We start from the raw sequence: 15,515 nt of genomic DNA on the forward strand, positions 1-15,515 counted from the left end.
TCCTCCTTTCCTCTCCTTCGGCCACTTAACATATGAATAAATGTTCATATGCTTATATAAACAGTATAGTTCTTTTTTTCTGAATGTCAATAGTTAAATTTAAAAAATAAAAAAGCAGTGCCCTGAGATCTCATTTCTCAAAAGGCACTGCCTCAAATTTTAAAATATTACTGTTTTTCTTCTTCCGCAACCTGGATTCCCAGTTCTTCCAGCTGTTTTCCATCTACAGGAGCAGGAGCTTCCGTCATCAGGCAGGATGCGTCCTTCACTTTAGGGAAGGCAATCACATCACGGATGCTGTCTGCGCCTACCATCAGCATAACCATACGGTCAAGACCATATGCCAGACCTGCATGAGGTGGAACACCATACTTGAATGCCTTTAACAGGAAGCCGAACTGTTCCTGTGCACGCTCAGGAGTAAAGCCCAGAACCTCAAACATCTTTGACTGGATATCGGCCTGATGGATACGGACAGAACCGCCGCCCATTTCCACGCCGTTTAATACGATATCGTATGCCTTTGCACGGACACGGCCTGGATCAGAGTCAAGGTACTGCAGATCCTCCTCCATCGGCATGGTAAATGGATGATGCATTGCCACATAGCGGTCCTCTTCCTCAGAATACTCAAGAAGCGGGAACTCAGTTACCCACAGGAACTTAAAGTCATCTTTTTTCAGCAGATCCAGCTGTCTTGCCAACTCCAGACGCAGGTTGCCCAACACGTCGAATACAACCTTGTCCTTATCTGCTGCAAAGAGAAGGAGATCGCCCGCTTTTCCGTCCATGGCAGCGATCAGGGCAGCCATTTCCTCTTCCTTCATAAACTTTGCAAAGGAAGACTTAAAGGTGCCGTCCTCATTGATGGCAATGTATGCAAGACCCTTTGCCCCAAAGCCCTTTGCATACTCTACCAGAGCGTCGATTTTCTTTCTAGGCATATGGCCCTGGCCCTCAGCATTGATGCCGCGGACAGAACCGCCATTTTCCAGAGCGCCCTTAAATACCACAAATTCGCAGTCCTTCACAACCTCGGAAACGTTCTTTAATTCCATTCCAAAGCGCAGATCCGGCTTGTCGGAACCGAAGCGGTCCATCGCCTCTCTCCATGTCATGCGCTGGATGGGAAGCTGCAGCTCATAACCGCAGATTTCCTTAAAGAGCTTCTGTAAGAGACGCTCATTTACATCCAGAACATCATCTACATCCACAAAGGACAGCTCCATATCGATCTGTGTAAATTCCGGCTGGCGGTCTGCACGCAGATCCTCGTCGCGGTAGCAGCGGGCCAGCTGGAAATAACGGTCATAGCCGGATACCATTAACAGCTGCTTAAACAGCTGGGGAGACTGGGGCAGAGCATAGAAGGAACCGGGATGCACACGGCTGGGAACCAGGTAATCTCTTGCGCCTTCAGGGGTGCTCTTAATCAGAGTAGGAGTCTCAATCTCAAGGAAGCCCTCTTCTGCCAGAAATGCTCTTGTGAGAGTTGCCACGCGGCTGCGGGTAATCAGATTGTGCTGGATATCAGGCCGTCTCAAATCAAGGAAACGGTACTCCAGACGCAGCTCTTCCTTTGTCTTGCTCTTCTCCTCAATAGGGAAGGGCGGTGTCTCAGACTCAGCCAGGATCCGCAGGGAATTGGCACGGATCTCGATGGCTCCTGTAGCCAGATTTTCATTTACAGCGCCGGAACGGGCCTCTACGCGGCCTTCTACTGCCACTACAAACTCGCTTCTTAACTTCTCAGCCTTTGCGAAGTTCTCAGCGCCGCAGTCATTTTCCTCGAAAATCAGCTGTAAAATACCGGAACGGTCTCTTAAGTCTACGAAAATAATGCCGCCTTTATTTCTGCTCTTCTGAACCCAGCCCATAACGGTGACATTTTCACCGATCTGCGCTGCAGTTACCTCTGTACATCTGTGGGTACGCTTCAACCCAGCCATTGATTCTGCCATGATTATTCTCCTTTATCATCGTAAAGATTTATCGCATTCGCGCATTTTCGCCCTTAATGCTTCAGGCTCTCTCTGTAAAACTCCTTAAACTCACCATAGCCCTCTTTGCCAAGCTGCTCCTTCTGGAACTTCTTGTTTTTATTCATCTGGGCTACCAGCACCTGAACGCCGTTCTTTCTCTCCTCCATGGCCTCACGGATCACTGCTGCCAGAGCTGCGGAATCGATGCCCTTTTCAAAGAGATATGCCTTCTTTTCTCCGGCTCCCGGAACGGTAAAGCCGTTATCTAAGAGGATGGTGACAATGCGCTCAAAGCCGATGGAAAAGCCGCAGGCCGGCGTTTCCATTCCGGTGAACTTTCCGATCATCTTATCGTAGCGTCCGCCGCCGGCAACAGAACCGCCGAAGCCCTCCATGGATACCTCGAAAATAGTGCCTGTGTAGTAGGACATACCACGAACCAGAGTGGGATCAAATACAAGTCCAAACTCAGTTTCAGCCACATCCTTAACGGTCTCCATAATGTGTACCAGTCCCTGGCACACTGCCGGATCCATTACATCCTTTAAAGTCTCGCCCAGAGCCTTCACGCCCTCTGCGTCTCTCGTAACGGTGCGGAGAAGTTCCAGATAACGGTCTACGCTTTCCTTTGCGTTTCCATTTTCCAGAAGCTCCTTCTCCACGCCCTCAAAACCGATCTTGTCCATCTTATCCAGGGTGATGAGCACACTGTCCATGGCCTCCTCAGAGAAACCGCAGTAGCGGGCCATGCCAAAGAGGATGCCACGGTCATTGATGCGGACGGTAAATCCATTGTCCGGGCAGATCTTTCCAAGAGCGGTTGTGGTCGCTAAGATCAGCTCGATCTCTGCCAGATTGGTAGCGTCGCCTAAAATGTCAATATCGCACTGGGTAAACTGGCGGAAGCGGCCCTTCTGGGGACGGTCTGCCCTCCACACGCTTCCCATCTGCAGCGCCTTAAAGGGGCTTGGAAGGCTGGATGCATTGTTTGCATAATAGCGGGACAGCGGCAGTGTCAGGTCGTAGCGCAGACCGCTGTCGGTTAGATCATTTTCATCCTGTGCGGTTTCCAGATTTAACTTGTCGCCTCTTTTTAATACCTTGAAAATCAGTTTTTCATTGTCTCCGCCCTGCTTGCTGGTCAGGTTCTCAATGTGCTCTACACAGGGAGTTTCGATCTGGGAAAAGCCAAAGCTCTTATAGGTTTCACGGATCTGGTTCATAACATACTCACGGATCTGCATCTCGGCAGGCGTGATATCCTTCATTCCGGTTACTGGTTTTTTCGTTAACGGCATAGTATTTTCTCCATAATTTGCGTTTTGTTTCGTGATTACTATTGTAGTGTACTTTTTCTATTTTGCAAGTGTTTTGAGGAAATTCGCGGGAAATCAGGGCTGGAATATACCGTTTACCCCAATATCCTCTCCTTCCGCCCGATCATCTCATCAATCCTGCTGATATACTGCTCTACTTCCTTCACATTCTCGCACCGTTCCCTGCGGTTTTCTGCAGGGAATACAACCTTTGTGGTGGTGCCTGCGCCGCAGGCGGCGATGGTCTGAAGCTCCTCCATGATGAGGATATTGTAAATGCAGGCTTTGCCGGGAAGGGAATAGCCTACGTTTTCAAAATTTCCGGCCATGTTTTTCTGGCGGTAAAGATAATAGGGTTCCATGCCAAGGCGACGGGCGCAGGCCTCGCTCATGGCGATCATCTCAGGTGTATTGTTTATCTTTAAGCCGCCGTACTCTTCCTTAAACATATTTAAACGGGCAGCCCGCTTGATGGCCAGGGAATGAACCGTAAGAGAATCGGGCCTGAGAGCCTCGATCTCTTCCAGTGTGTGGCGTACATCGTCTAAATCCTCCTCCGGAAGCCCCATGATCAGATCCATATTGATATTGTCAAAGCCCAGCTCTCTTGCCATGAGGAACTTTTCCTTTACCATCTCCACCGTATGGCGGCGGCCAATGAGGTCCAGAGTCTTCTGGTTCATAGTCTGGGGATTTATGGAAATCCTGGTGATGCCATGATCTCTCAGCACCCGAAGTTTTTCCTCTGTGATACTGTCAGGCCGCCCTGCCTCCACCGTAAATTCCAAAGCATTCTCCGTATCAAACAGCTGATCCAGCTTTGTCAGGATCGCATCAATGTCCTCTGCTGGCAGAGCAGTCGGGGTTCCGCCTCCAAAGTAGATAGTATCCAGAGGGCGTCCCTTCATCTTGTCTGCCACATATTCCATTTCCTTAAATAATGCTTCCAGATAAAGGCCGGTGCGCCCCTTCCATTTGCTGATGGGGTAAGAGGTAAAGGAACAGTAAAGACAGGTGGTGGGACAGAATGGAATTCCCACATACAGGCTGTATCCCCTGTCATAATCCAACGGCTCTAAAAGCATTTTCTCCCTTGCGGCAATTTCAATGCTCAAATCAATCTTTTCATCGCTCGCCAGATAGTTTTTTTTCATAAAGGAGCGGATCTCTTCCTCCTTCCAGCCCTCCTCCAGACGGCTTAAAGCAATCTTGGTGGGCCGGATTCCCGTGAGGGACCCCCAGGGCAGCTCATGGCCGGTGCGTTCTGTGAGCATACAGTAAAATAGCTGCTTTACCACATTTTTCGTCTCGCTGTGATCGGAAAGATCCGAATATCCTCTGGAGGATGACGCAAGGTGAAAGTCCTCCAGTCCTTCCGGCACTGGAAAATAAGGACTGCAGCCTGCGGCCTCTCCCTCTTTTATCTGTTCCCAGAGGGCAATCCCTACATTCCATTCCTGTCCAGCCGCATCCTCCTCCGAGGCAGTGCAGCCGTCCTCTTCCTTCTGTATGAGACGGGTCTGCACATAAAAATCCACTCCGTCTTTTATTTCATGGGCATATGTTTCGCCCGGATAAAAAGACATCAGAAGTTCTCTGATGTCCTGTTCGTATGCATTATCCTGTATCAGTAAACCGATCATTTTGTTCCTGCTTTCTACTTTCTATCTATAGCATGCAATAGGATTGTTCTGCGCCTCATAACCAATGGTAGTGGGCTCTCCATGGCCCGGATAGACCATAGTATCTCCCGGCAGTATAAACAGCTTCCTAAGTACAGAATCCACCAGCGCTCTGCTGCTTCCTGTCGGCAGATCTGTCCGTCCATAGGAATCCTGGAACAGAGTATCTCCAGACAGAAGCACCTCTTCTTCCGGCAGATAATAGCACACAGAGCCTGCGGTATGGCCGGGAGTTGCAATGACTTTCCACTTATATCCCAAAAGCTCCAGCTCATCCCCGTCATGTACCAGCCTGTCTGCATGAAAACTCAGAGAATGGCCTGTAAAATGAGCGGTCAGATTCAAAGACGTATCCGCCAGCATACCATCCTCGGTTTCCGATGCATAGATGGGAATGGTAAAGGCCCTTGCTATCTGAAGAGCCGCTCCGATATGGTCAAAATGCCCATGGGTCAGAAGCACAGCCTGAAGCTTTATCCCAAGCTCACTGCATTTATTTAAAATATAATCTCCGTTGTCTCCGGGGTCTACTGCCACAGCCTCTTTGGTTGTATCGTTGTAAACCAGGTAACAGTTCGTGCTTACCGGCCCCAATACGCAGGTTTTGATTCTGAAATCGCTCATACGCATCCTCCTTTAGCCCGTGGTTCTCTGGATATCCAGCACGCCTTCAATCTGGCGGATCTTATCTGTGATCCGGTTCAGTTCTTCCGTGCCGTGAATGTCAAAGGTCATGATAATGGTTGCCTTGCCCTGCTTGCTGGTTCTCACATTCATAGAAGTAATATCAATCTGCTTCTCTGTAAATACCTTGGAAATATCCGCAAACATGCCAATGCGGTTATTGGCGAAAATCTGAATTTCCGTAGAGTACTGCTCCGTACTTCCCGCTGTTTCCGCCACCTGCCATTCTGCATCGATCAGACGAACTCTCTCTTCCTGAGGAAGATTGATCACATTAATACAATCTGTACGGTGGATCGACACACCGCGGCCTCTGGTGACAAAGCCTACGATCTCATCGCCGGGAACCGGATTGCAGCAGCGTGAAAAACGCACTGCCAGGTCATGAAGTCCCTTCACCACAATGCCGCTCTTATTTTTGCGCACCGTCGCTTCTCCGGAGCGGCCGTCTGTATCGGCAATGCCGCCCAATACGTCTGCATCTGTGATCTCACGCTTGCGCTTCTTCTCCCGCTCCTCCATCATCTTATTGATGACCTGGCCTTCCTTCAGGCCGCCGTGGCCGATGGATGCCAGCACGGAATCCCAGTCCTTAAAGGCATACCGGTGCATAACCTTTTCCATAAACTCCGGTTTTCCAAGCTCCGCCCAGTTGATGCCCTTGGCCTTGCAGTAGCGCTCTACCGCCTCACGGCCCCGGATGATATTGTCCTCCTTCATCTGGGTCTTAAACCACTGGTTAATCTTGTTTTTGGCCTGGGTGCTCTTTACCACCTTCAGCCAGTCGCGGCTGGGACCCTTGCAGTTCTGGGAGGTGACAATCTCGATCTGGTCGCCGTTCTGGATCACATACTCAATGGGAACCAGCTTTCCGTTTACCCTTGCTCCTACCATCTTGTTGCCAACCGCACTGTGGATGCAGTAGGCAAAGTCAATAGGCGTAGAGCCGCTTGGAAGGGTCTTTACATCACCCGAGGGCGTAAAGCAGTATACACTGTCGGAAAACAGATCCAGATCGCCCTTTACCATATTTAAGAATTCTTTGGAATCATCCGTATCCTTCTGCCACTCCAGGATCTGGCGCAGCCAGCTCATCTTTTCTTCTTCCTTGCCTGCTGCTACCTGTCCGCTGCCGCTTTCCTTATATTTCCAGTGAGCCGCAATACCGTACTCCGCCGTGCGGTGCATTTCGTAGGTACGGATCTGGATCTCAAAGGGCTGTCCTGTGCTGCCAATGAGCGTAGTATGGAGAGACTGGTACATATTTGGCTTCGGCATGGCGATATAGTCTTTAAAACGACCAGGTATCGGCTTATACATCTCGTGGATGACACCAAGAGCCGCATAGCAGTCCTTTACCGTTTCTACCATGATGCGCACGGCAAAAAGATCGTAAATCTGATCCAGGGTCTTGTTCTGCTTGACCATCTTTTTATATATGCTGAAGAAATGCTTCACCCTGCCGCCTACGGAAGCCTCGATGCCCGCCTCGTCCATATGCTCTTTTACCTCAGATACAATGGACTGGACAAAGGCCTCTCTGGCGTCCTTTCGCAGATCCACCTTTTCTACCAGATCGTAATACACATCCGGATGGAGGAATTTTAAGGACAGGTCATCCAGCTCGATCTTAATCTTGGAAATACCCAGACGGTCTGCAATGGGAGCATAGATCTCCAGTGTCTCTCTGGCCTTTTCCTTCTGCTTCTCCGGCTTCCAGTATTTTCCAGTCCGCATATTGTGGAGACGGTCTGCCAGCTTGATAATGATGACGCGGATATCCTTTGCCATGGCAAGAAACATCTTCCGCAGGTTCTCCGCCTGGATCTCCACCTTATCCTTGTCCCAGTTTAACTGGGTCAGCTTGGTAACGCCGTCTACCAGAAAGGCTACCTCAGAGCCAAACTCCTTTGTCAGCTGCTCAAGGGTCATAATGGTGTCTTCAACCACATCATGGAGAAGGCCCGCTGCAATGGTCTCCTTATCCATTTCCAGATCAGCCAGAATGATCGCCACGCAGAGCGGATGGATAATATAGGGCTCTCCTGATTTGCGCTTCTGCTCCTTGTGAGCCTCATCAGCGATTTTATATGCCTTTTCGATCATGGTAAGATCATCCGACGGATGGTACTTTCGGATGGCGCGGATCAGATCCTGATACAGTACCTCCGGACTGGTAAAATCAGCCGGCGCTTCCAGTTCAATATCCAGTTTTTCTTTTGTTCCCTCTTTTCCCATATGTGTGGTCACCTTTTTCTTAGAAATAATTAGTTATCATTATAATTTTATTTCTGTGAAAAAGCAAGGCCGTCCTTGAAAATATGGCGTCCATGACCGAAACAAATAAAAATTCAGGGATATCCATACATCCTTTTCATGTACGGTTATCCCTGAATCCATATGTTTATTTCATGCTGTCAGCGCCAAACGGGTCTTTATGACAATTCCAGCTTTCCCGTATAGAGCTGATAGTACGTTCCCTTTAAGCGGATCAGATCCTCATGGTCTCCCCGCTCGATGATCCGTCCATGATCCAGCACAATGATCGCGTTGCTGTTGCGGATGGTGGACAGACGGTGGGCGATCACAAATACGGTGCGCCCCTTCATCAGATTGTCCATACCTTTCTGCACAATACTCTCGGTTCTGGTATCAATACTGGAGGTTGCCTCGTCTAAGATCAATACTGGCGGATCTGCCACCGCAGCCCTGGCGATAGATAAGAGCTGTCTCTGGCCCTGGGACAGCTCCTCGCCGTCTCCGCTTAACATGGTATCATAGCCCTGAGGCAGCATACGGATAAACTGATCCGCATGGGCCAGCTTTGCAGCCGCATATACCTCTTCATCTGTAGCATCCAGCTTTCCGTAGCGGATATTTTCCCGGATCGTTCCTGTAAATAAATGGGTATCCTGAAGCACGATTCCCAGAGAACGCCTTAAATCGTCCTTCCTGATCTTCGTAATATTGATGCCGTCATAACGGATCTTTCCATCCTGAATATCGTAAAAACGGTTGATCAGGTTGGTAATGGTGGTCTTTCCGGCTCCTGTAGAGCCTACAAATGCCAGCTTTTGACCAGGCTTTGCAAACAGGCTGATATCATGGAGGATCACCTTTTCATCATCATAACCAAAGATCACATTCTCAAACCGAACGTCGCCCGTAAGCTCTGTATAGGTCACACTGCCGTCGCCGTGGGGATGCTTCCAGGCCCACATGCCGGTACGCTCCTTACATTCAGAAATCACCCCGTCCGCATCCTTTCTGGCATTGACCAGAGTTACATAGCCTTCATCCTTTTCCGGCTTCTCATCAATCAGGGCAAAAATACGTTCCGCGCCTGCCAGAGCCATGATAATGGCGTTAAACTGCTGGGCCACCTGCATAAAGGGCTGGGTAAAGCTCTTTGTAAACTGCAGGTAGGAAGCCATCACACCCAGGGTAATGCCGCCGACTCCCAGCACAGACAGGAAACCTCCCAGCACTGCCGTAAGCACAAACTGCATATTTCCAATGTTTCCGATCACAGGCCCCATAATGTTGGCAAAGGTATTGGCCTGAGAAGCACATTCAAAAAGCGCTTCATTTAGTTTGTCAAACTCCTCCTCGGATTTGCGCTCATGGTTAAATACCTTAACCACTCTCTGGCCGTTCATCCGCTCTTCCACAAAGCCTGTTATGTCCGCTACAGCCACCTGCTGGCGCACAAAATATTTTCCGCTGTTTCCTCCGATCTTTCTGGATACGAAAAGCATGACAACAATAACCAGTACAGCCAGCACCGTAAGAGCAGGGCTTAACACCAGCATGGAGATAAAAGTTACTACGATCGTAAAAAAGGAAGACAGCGCCTGGGGGATGGACTGGCTGATCATCTGGCGCAGCGTGTCTGTATCGTTGGTGTAAAGACTCATGATAGAGCCAGTTGTATTCTGATCAAAATACCGGATCGGAAGGGTCTGCATGTGCTCAAACATATCGTCACGGATCCGTTTTAACACACCCTGTCCGATATAGACCATCAGTCTTGTATAGGTAAAGGTGGCAAGTACGCCCGCAACGAAAATACAGGCCAGCGTTCCCAGAGCCCGGTACAGCCCGGCAAAATCCGGCGTCTGCTGTCCGATCAGCGGGATAATAAAGTCGTCCAGCAGAAATTTCAGCGACAGAGATACGGAAATGCTTGCTCCTGAACTGATAAAGATACAGATAAATACCAGAAAAAAGCGCAGCTTATACGTTTCTGTCACATATTTTAAAAGACGCTTTGCGGTCTGAGCCGTGTTTTTGGAAATCTGTAGTTTCTTACTGCTCATTCTCTTCGCCTCCCTTCATCTGAGACTCATATACTTCACGGTAGATCTCATTGGTGCGCAGAAGTTCCTTGGAGGTACCTACGCCCACGATCCGTCCTTCATCCAGAACAATGATCTGATCTGCATCCTCGATCGAGGAAACCCGCTGGGCGATAATGATCTTTGTGGTATCGGGAATCTCCTCCCTGAAGGCCTTTCGGATAAGAGCATCCGTCTTTGTGTCTACCGCACTGGTGGAATCATCAAGGATCAGGATCTTGGGCCGTTTTAACAGTGCTCTTGCAATACACAGACGCTGCTTCTGACCGCCGGATACGTTATTTCCGCCCTGAACGATCATGGTATCATAACCGTGAGGAAACTCCTTCACAAATCCGTCTGCCTGAGCCAGACGGCATACCCGCTCCACTTCTTCATTCGAGGCCTTTTCATTGCCCCATCGGATATTTTCATAAATACTTCCTGTAAACAGCACATTTTTCTGAAGTACCATAGAAACCTGATCTCTCAGAACCTCCAGATCGTACTCCCTTACATCGATTCCTCCTACCTTTACGCTTCCCTTCGTTACATCATAAAGTCTCGGGATCAGCTGGACCAGAGTAGATTTGGAGCTTCCGGTTCCTCCGATGATGCCTACGGTCTGTCCCGGCTTAATGGAAAGGTTTACATCCTTTAAGGAAAGAGGGCCGCCCTCGCCGGCATAGCTGAAATCTACATGCTCAAAGGTGATGCCTCCATCTGAAACCTCCTTCACCGCCTGCTCCTTTTCCTGCATCTCAGGCACTTCCGTAAGAACGCTGGTAATACGGTCTGTGGATGCCTCAGCAATCATGATCATAACAAATACGAAGGTTACCATCATAAGAGACATCATGATCTGCATGGCATAGACGATTACGCTTGTCATCTCTCCGGTCTCCATGGTTCCAAAGACGATACTCTTGCCGCAGATCGCTACCAGAAGGATGATTACCGTATAAACTACGGTCTGCATCACCGGAGCATTCCATGCCACAATCCCTTCAGCCTTTGTAAAAAGTCTGTAAACGTATTTGGAAATGTCATGGAACTTTCCGATTTCATGGTCTTCTCTTACAAAGGATTTTACCACTCTGGAAGCGTTTACATTTTCCTGTACAGAATTATTTAAAATATCGTATTCATCAAAAACCTTTACGAAATGGGGATGGGCCTTCTTTGCAATAAAAATCAGGGCGCCGCCCAGAACGGGGATCACAACTAAAAATAAAAGCGCAACCCTGGGATTGATGGTCAGAGTCATAACCCATGATAAAGCTACCATGATGGGCGCTCTGGCTAACAGGCGCAGGCTCATCATATAAGCCATCTGAACATTGGTAATATCCGTAGTCATACGGGTTACAAGACCTGAGGTAGAGAAATGGTCGATATTCTTAAACGAAAACTCCTGAACCCTGTAAAATATATCATGGCGCAGATTTTTTGCATATCCCGCCGCCGCGATTGCCGCCGTCTTTCCGGCTGTTACGCCGAAATACAGGGCAAGCATTGCCATCACAACCAGTATGAAGCCCCTCTGGATGATGTAAGGCAGATTGCCTCCTGCGATTCCAATGTCAATGATCTTTGCCATTTCCATGGGGATCATAACTTCTAACAGCACCTCCAGCAATACAAATATGGGAGTCAGTATAGACTGCTTTTTGTATTCCCGGACCGATTTTAAAAGTAATTTATTCATCCTTTTCCTCTTCCTCCTTTATGTTTTTATTTGTTTTAGACGCTTCCTCCTCCGCTCTTACAAGATTGCCGAACATCCGGCACATCACACTGCGCCAGATATGAAGCTCTTCTTCCGGGATTCCCTCCATAAGAAGAGCTTCCGTTCTCCCCAGCTGCTCTAAAATCTGGGGACGCAGTGCCTCTGCCCTGGCTGTCGGCACAATGCGCTTGAGCCTTGCATCCTGAGGAACGCTTTCTCTCCTGATGAATCCATTTTTTTCCAAAAGTTTCAGGATCCCTGTTACCGTTGATTTGCGGATACGGAACTCTTCCTCGATATCCTTCTGATACACATCCGTATGAAGGGTCCGCAGAAGGATAAACTTCATAATATGCCGCTGAGACCCGGTCAATCCCTCATCCATCAGCTCCTCCTGGATGTTCCTGCGCTTTAACTGATGAGAGAGCATATGGATCATCCTTCCCATATGCATTGTTTCCATTCTGCATTCCATATCCTGCATCATTTCACCTCTTCGTATGCACTGCTTTCAGATAGTTAGCGTCCTAACTTTTGGTATTATACAGACTTAAAAATTTAATGTCAAGATAGTTTCACAGGGGAAAATGTGAAAAATATGTGTTCAAAAAAGCGTCCATCCCATTTTTCAACAGAATGAACGCTTCTGGACGGAAAATTACTTTCCCTCATAAACGATTGCAGAGTCCACTGCATAATCCTTTAACTTCTCTCTGCCCTTTAATCCGGCCAGTTCCATTACAAAACAGATTTTTACCACCTGGCCTCCCAGCTGTTCGATCAGCTTTATGATCGCCTCTGTAGTGCCTCCGGTGGCGATCAGATCGTCTACGATCACAACCTTCTGGCCCGGACGGATGGCGTCCTTATGGATCTCGATCTCTGCAGTTCCGTATTCTAGTTCATACTCTGCAGAAATGGTCTCGCAGGGAAGCTTTCCCTTTTTGCGCACAGGCACAAAGCTCTTATGCTCTGCATAGGCCACCGGTACGCCGAAAATAAAGCCTCTGGACTCCGGCCCAACGACTACGTCATAATCCAGATCCTTCACCATGGCGCGCAGGCTGTCTACCGCCAGCTGCAGTCCGTCTGCATCCTGTAAAATAGAGGTTACATCCCTGAAAATGATTCCAGGCTCCGGGAAATCGGGAATGCTTCTTACATATTCTTCCAGTTTTTTCATGTCTGCCTTCTCCTTTTGTTTGATCTGCAATCGGTTCACGGACTATTCTTCCTTCAGGTTCCGTACCGTATCCCGTATGATAAGCTTATTATCCAGATAAATTCTCCTGTTATCCACAATTCCATCGTCCAGACGGCGCAGAAGCACTCTGGCGCCCTCTCTGGCGATATCGCCCATGTTTCTCTCCACCGTAGTCAGATGCATATCGGAATAACCGGACAAATCCCAGTTATCAAAGCCGATCAGAGAAACATCTCCCGGCACAGACAGCCCCGCCTCATCGATCGCTGTCCTTGCTCCAAAGGCCATCTCATCATTAAAACAGAGAATTGCCGTAGGCTCATAGGAAAGGAGCTGTTTTGCTGCGCTGTAGCCGCTTCCGTAACGATAGTTTCCATTAATCATAGGCACCTGATCGGGATCCAGCCCGTGCTTTCGCATGGAGATCCGCCAGCCTCTGTGGCGCAGGCGGGTAGAATCCAGCTCTGGCCTTCCCTCGATGACTGCCAGCTTCCGATGGCCATTATCCAAAAGGTAATCCATGGCCCGTTCCATGGCCCTGGCCTCGTCTGTTGTCACATTGGGCGCATCGATATCCACGGAACGGCAGATAACCGTCATGGGAATCTTCTTTGACAGAACCTCATCCATAAATTCCATATCCTCATTTTTCTGGGACAGGACAATGATCCCGTCAAAATAGCTGGGATTTAAGGTACCCGGTTCATGCATATCAATACCCTTTACCACTACATTATACTTGCTTCCCGTAATACTGTAAACCCCTGTAAGTACATCGTGAAGCACATAGGGAGAAGTCATTTTGCTGATCGTTGAAAAATACAGTCCGATCACATAGGAACGTGATTTTTTCAAGTGGATCGCTGCCTGATTGGGTACATATCCCATTTCAGACGCCAGACGGCGGATCCTGTCTCTTGTCTCGGAATATCCCCCCACTCCGTTTAAGGCCCTGGAAACCGTTGAATAGGAAACCCCCGCCTTTTTAGCGATATCCTTGATCGTTACTGCCACTTTATCCCCTCCGTTTTACATATTCCCGATATTTTCTGTGACAACTGCAGGCCCTTCCTGGCCGCTTATCTCCACATCCTTTAATATAAGCTCTTCGATATTATTTGCATAGATTCCCTGGCGGCAGGTGGTCTTACTGCAGCCCTCCATCATGGCCGGCTGGCCGCACATAGGTTCATCTGCATAAGTTACCCGCACATGCTCCATCTCTACCCGTCCGATCTTCTTTTCCGGCAGGCCGTACATATAGGCAGCAGCCACATGGCAATTTCTGGCCTCAATATTTCTAAAGGTAAGGGTAGCGATCTCCGGCAGGCGGTCATCCACCGGTCCGGCTTCCTTGCTGCGAACATACTCAGAATGGCCATCCGGATCGCAGAAATAGAAACAATTGATCACAAAGGGAGTCATTACATGATCCATTGTGATATTTTCAAATAAAATACCCTGAACTACCGCATCCTTTCCACGTCCTCTTCTGGTCTTGATCCGCAGTCCCCGGTCCGTATGAAGGAACATACAGTCTCTTACGGTCAGATTCTTCACGCCTCCGGCCATCTCGCTTCCGATGGTAATGGAGCCGTGGCCGTCGCGCATACAGCACTGGCGGATGGTTACATTTTCACAGGGACGCTTATAGGTAGATCCCATATAGATTTTTCCTGATTTTAAAGCAATACAGTCATCGCCCAGAGAGAAATACACACCTGTAATTTCCACATTTTTACAGGACTCCGGATCCAGGCCATCAGTGTTGGGAGAATCCTTTGGATTTAATACCTTCATGTCCAGGAAACGAAGGTTGTCGGAAAAATAAGGATGGAGATTCCAGCTTGGGCTGTTCTGTACCGTGATACCCTGGAGAACTACATGTTCACACCGCTCTAAAAATACCATTCTGGGGCGGAATGCGCCGTTCATGATCTTGGGATCCTTCCACCAGTTCTCTCTGTCTGCATTTCCATCTATCGTTCCCTGTCCGTAAATCGTTACATTTTTTACGTTCACACCTGTAATAATAGCTGTAAACATAGGAAGAGGATTTCCCTCCCAGGTACCCAGATTGTACTCATCCTTTTCATTATAACTCTGGATCATCCCTTTGAACACAGGAAAACGGCTGCGGTCTGTAAAAGCAGACAATACGGCTCCCTCATCCAGCTCAATGGAAACATCATCCTTAAGGAACAGAGAGGAGATCCGGTAGGTTCCTGCCGGGATCAGCACACGGCTCTCTTTCGGGCAGGCCATGATCGCTGCCTGGATAAAAATCGTGTCATCGCTCTCCCCATCTCCCTTTGCGCCAAAGTCACGGACATTTAAGGTAACAAACTCATAGTCTGTAGCAAAGTAGGACATAATCCTCTCTCCGGCCTCATTGACCGCCTCTACTTCGTACTGGGTATCGGGAGTCAGATGATACAGGCTGGTGACCGCCTTGTCTGTTTTTGCCGCCTCTTTGTGATTTAAGTAGATAGTCCAGGAAGAGGCTGTATGGTAGCGTCCTCCGTCTTCAATTTCAATTACCGCACATCTTGCGTTCTTGTAGATTACTTTTAATTCCATA

The 15,515-nt window shown here is 48.7% G+C and carries 11 protein-coding genes; all 11 read right to left on the reverse strand.

The genetic code is table 11. From position 1 onward, the window contains the following. Window positions 1-167 precede the first annotated feature (167 nt). Entirely contained in the window at window positions 168-1,961 is a 1,794-nt protein-coding gene (aspS, locus tag BN3656_RS05445) for an aspartate--tRNA ligase (protein WP_066544987.1), read from the reverse strand. 53 nt (window positions 1,962-2,014) lie between these two features. Next, window positions 2,015-3,280, reverse strand: coding sequence for a histidine--tRNA ligase (gene hisS / locus BN3656_RS05450; RefSeq protein WP_066544988.1), 1,266 nt, complete (start codon window positions 3,278-3,280; stop codon window positions 2,015-2,017). 113 nt (window positions 3,281-3,393) lie between these two features. Continuing rightward, window positions 3,394-4,941, reverse strand: coding sequence for a coproporphyrinogen dehydrogenase HemZ (gene hemZ, locus BN3656_RS05455; protein WP_066544993.1), 1,548 nt, complete (start codon window positions 4,939-4,941; stop codon window positions 3,394-3,396). 21 nt (window positions 4,942-4,962) lie between these two features. Continuing rightward, window positions 4,963-5,604, reverse strand: a complete 642-nt coding sequence (locus BN3656_RS05460) for an MBL fold metallo-hydrolase (protein ID WP_066544994.1) — start codon at window positions 5,602-5,604, stop codon at window positions 4,963-4,965. A 12-nt stretch (window positions 5,605-5,616) separates the two neighbouring features. Beyond that, window positions 5,617-7,902, reverse strand: a complete 2,286-nt coding sequence (locus BN3656_RS05465) for a bifunctional (p)ppGpp synthetase/guanosine-3',5'-bis(diphosphate) 3'-pyrophosphohydrolase (protein WP_066544999.1) — start codon at window positions 7,900-7,902, stop codon at window positions 5,617-5,619. Window positions 7,903-8,099: 197 nt separating this feature from the next. Beyond that, on the reverse strand, window positions 8,100-9,983 hold the full coding sequence (locus BN3656_RS05470) for an ABC transporter ATP-binding protein (RefSeq protein WP_066545004.1): 1,884 nt from the start codon (window positions 9,981-9,983) through the stop codon (window positions 8,100-8,102). Next, window positions 9,973-11,709: an ABC transporter ATP-binding protein gene (locus BN3656_RS05475; protein WP_066545005.1), complete on the reverse strand. Its 1,737-nt coding sequence runs from the start codon at window positions 11,707-11,709 to the stop codon at window positions 9,973-9,975. Before BN3656_RS05475 ends, BN3656_RS05470 begins: the two co-directional genes overlap by 11 nt. Continuing rightward, window positions 11,702-12,193 carry a MarR family transcriptional regulator gene (locus tag BN3656_RS05480; protein WP_242962943.1) on the reverse strand — a complete coding sequence of 164 codons (492 nt, stop codon included), beginning with the start codon at window positions 12,191-12,193 and terminating at the stop codon, window positions 11,702-11,704. Before BN3656_RS05480 ends, BN3656_RS05475 begins: the two co-directional genes overlap by 8 nt. A gap of 195 nt (window positions 12,194-12,388) precedes the next feature. Beyond that, window positions 12,389-12,913 carry an adenine phosphoribosyltransferase gene (locus BN3656_RS05485; RefSeq protein WP_066545009.1) on the reverse strand — a complete coding sequence of 175 codons (525 nt, stop codon included), beginning with the start codon at window positions 12,911-12,913 and terminating at the stop codon, window positions 12,389-12,391. A gap of 42 nt (window positions 12,914-12,955) precedes the next feature. Then, the gene (locus BN3656_RS05490) at window positions 12,956-13,948 is read right to left on the reverse strand and encodes a LacI family DNA-binding transcriptional regulator (RefSeq protein ID WP_066545010.1); all 993 of its coding nucleotides are present in this window, start codon (window positions 13,946-13,948) and stop codon (window positions 12,956-12,958) included. Window positions 13,949-13,963: 15 nt separating this feature from the next. Continuing rightward, window positions 13,964-15,514 carry a glycoside hydrolase family 28 protein gene (locus BN3656_RS05495; RefSeq protein WP_066545011.1) on the reverse strand — a complete coding sequence of 517 codons (1,551 nt, stop codon included), beginning with the start codon at window positions 15,512-15,514 and terminating at the stop codon, window positions 13,964-13,966. Between the last annotated feature and the right edge of the window lies 1 nt (window position 15,515).

It is taken from the genome of Clostridium sp. AT4, assembly GCF_001517625.2.
Lineage (GTDB): Bacteria > Bacillota > Clostridia > Lachnospirales > Lachnospiraceae > Enterocloster.

Coding starts and splice junctions, on each gene's coding strand:
- BN3656_RS05460 (WP_066544994.1), bottom strand. CDS start 5,604: ATGAGCGATTTCAGAATCAAAACCTGCGTATTGGGGCCGGTAAGCACG.
- BN3656_RS05465 (WP_066544999.1), bottom strand. CDS start 7,902: ATGGGAAAAGAGGGAACAAAAGAAAAACTGGATATTGAACTGGAAGCG.
- aspS (WP_066544987.1), bottom strand. CDS start 1,961: ATGGCAGAATCAATGGCTGGGTTGAAGCGTACCCACAGATGTACAGAG.
- hemZ (WP_066544993.1), bottom strand. CDS start 4,941: ATGATCGGTTTACTGATACAGGATAATGCATACGAACAGGACATCAGA.
- BN3656_RS05485 (WP_066545009.1), bottom strand. CDS start 12,913: ATGAAAAAACTGGAAGAATATGTAAGAAGCATTCCCGATTTCCCGGAG.
- BN3656_RS05480 (WP_242962943.1), bottom strand. CDS start 12,193: ATGGAAACAATGCATATGGGAAGGATGATCCATATGCTCTCTCATCAG.
- BN3656_RS05470 (WP_066545004.1), bottom strand. CDS start 9,983: ATGAGCAGTAAGAAACTACAGATTTCCAAAAACACGGCTCAGACCGCA.
- BN3656_RS05475 (WP_066545005.1), bottom strand. CDS start 11,709: ATGAATAAATTACTTTTAAAATCGGTCCGGGAATACAAAAAGCAGTCT.
- hisS (WP_066544988.1), bottom strand. CDS start 3,280: ATGCCGTTAACGAAAAAACCAGTAACCGGAATGAAGGATATCACGCCT.
- BN3656_RS05495 (WP_066545011.1), bottom strand. CDS start 15,514: ATGGAATTAAAAGTAATCTACAAGAACGCAAGATGTGCGGTAATTGAA.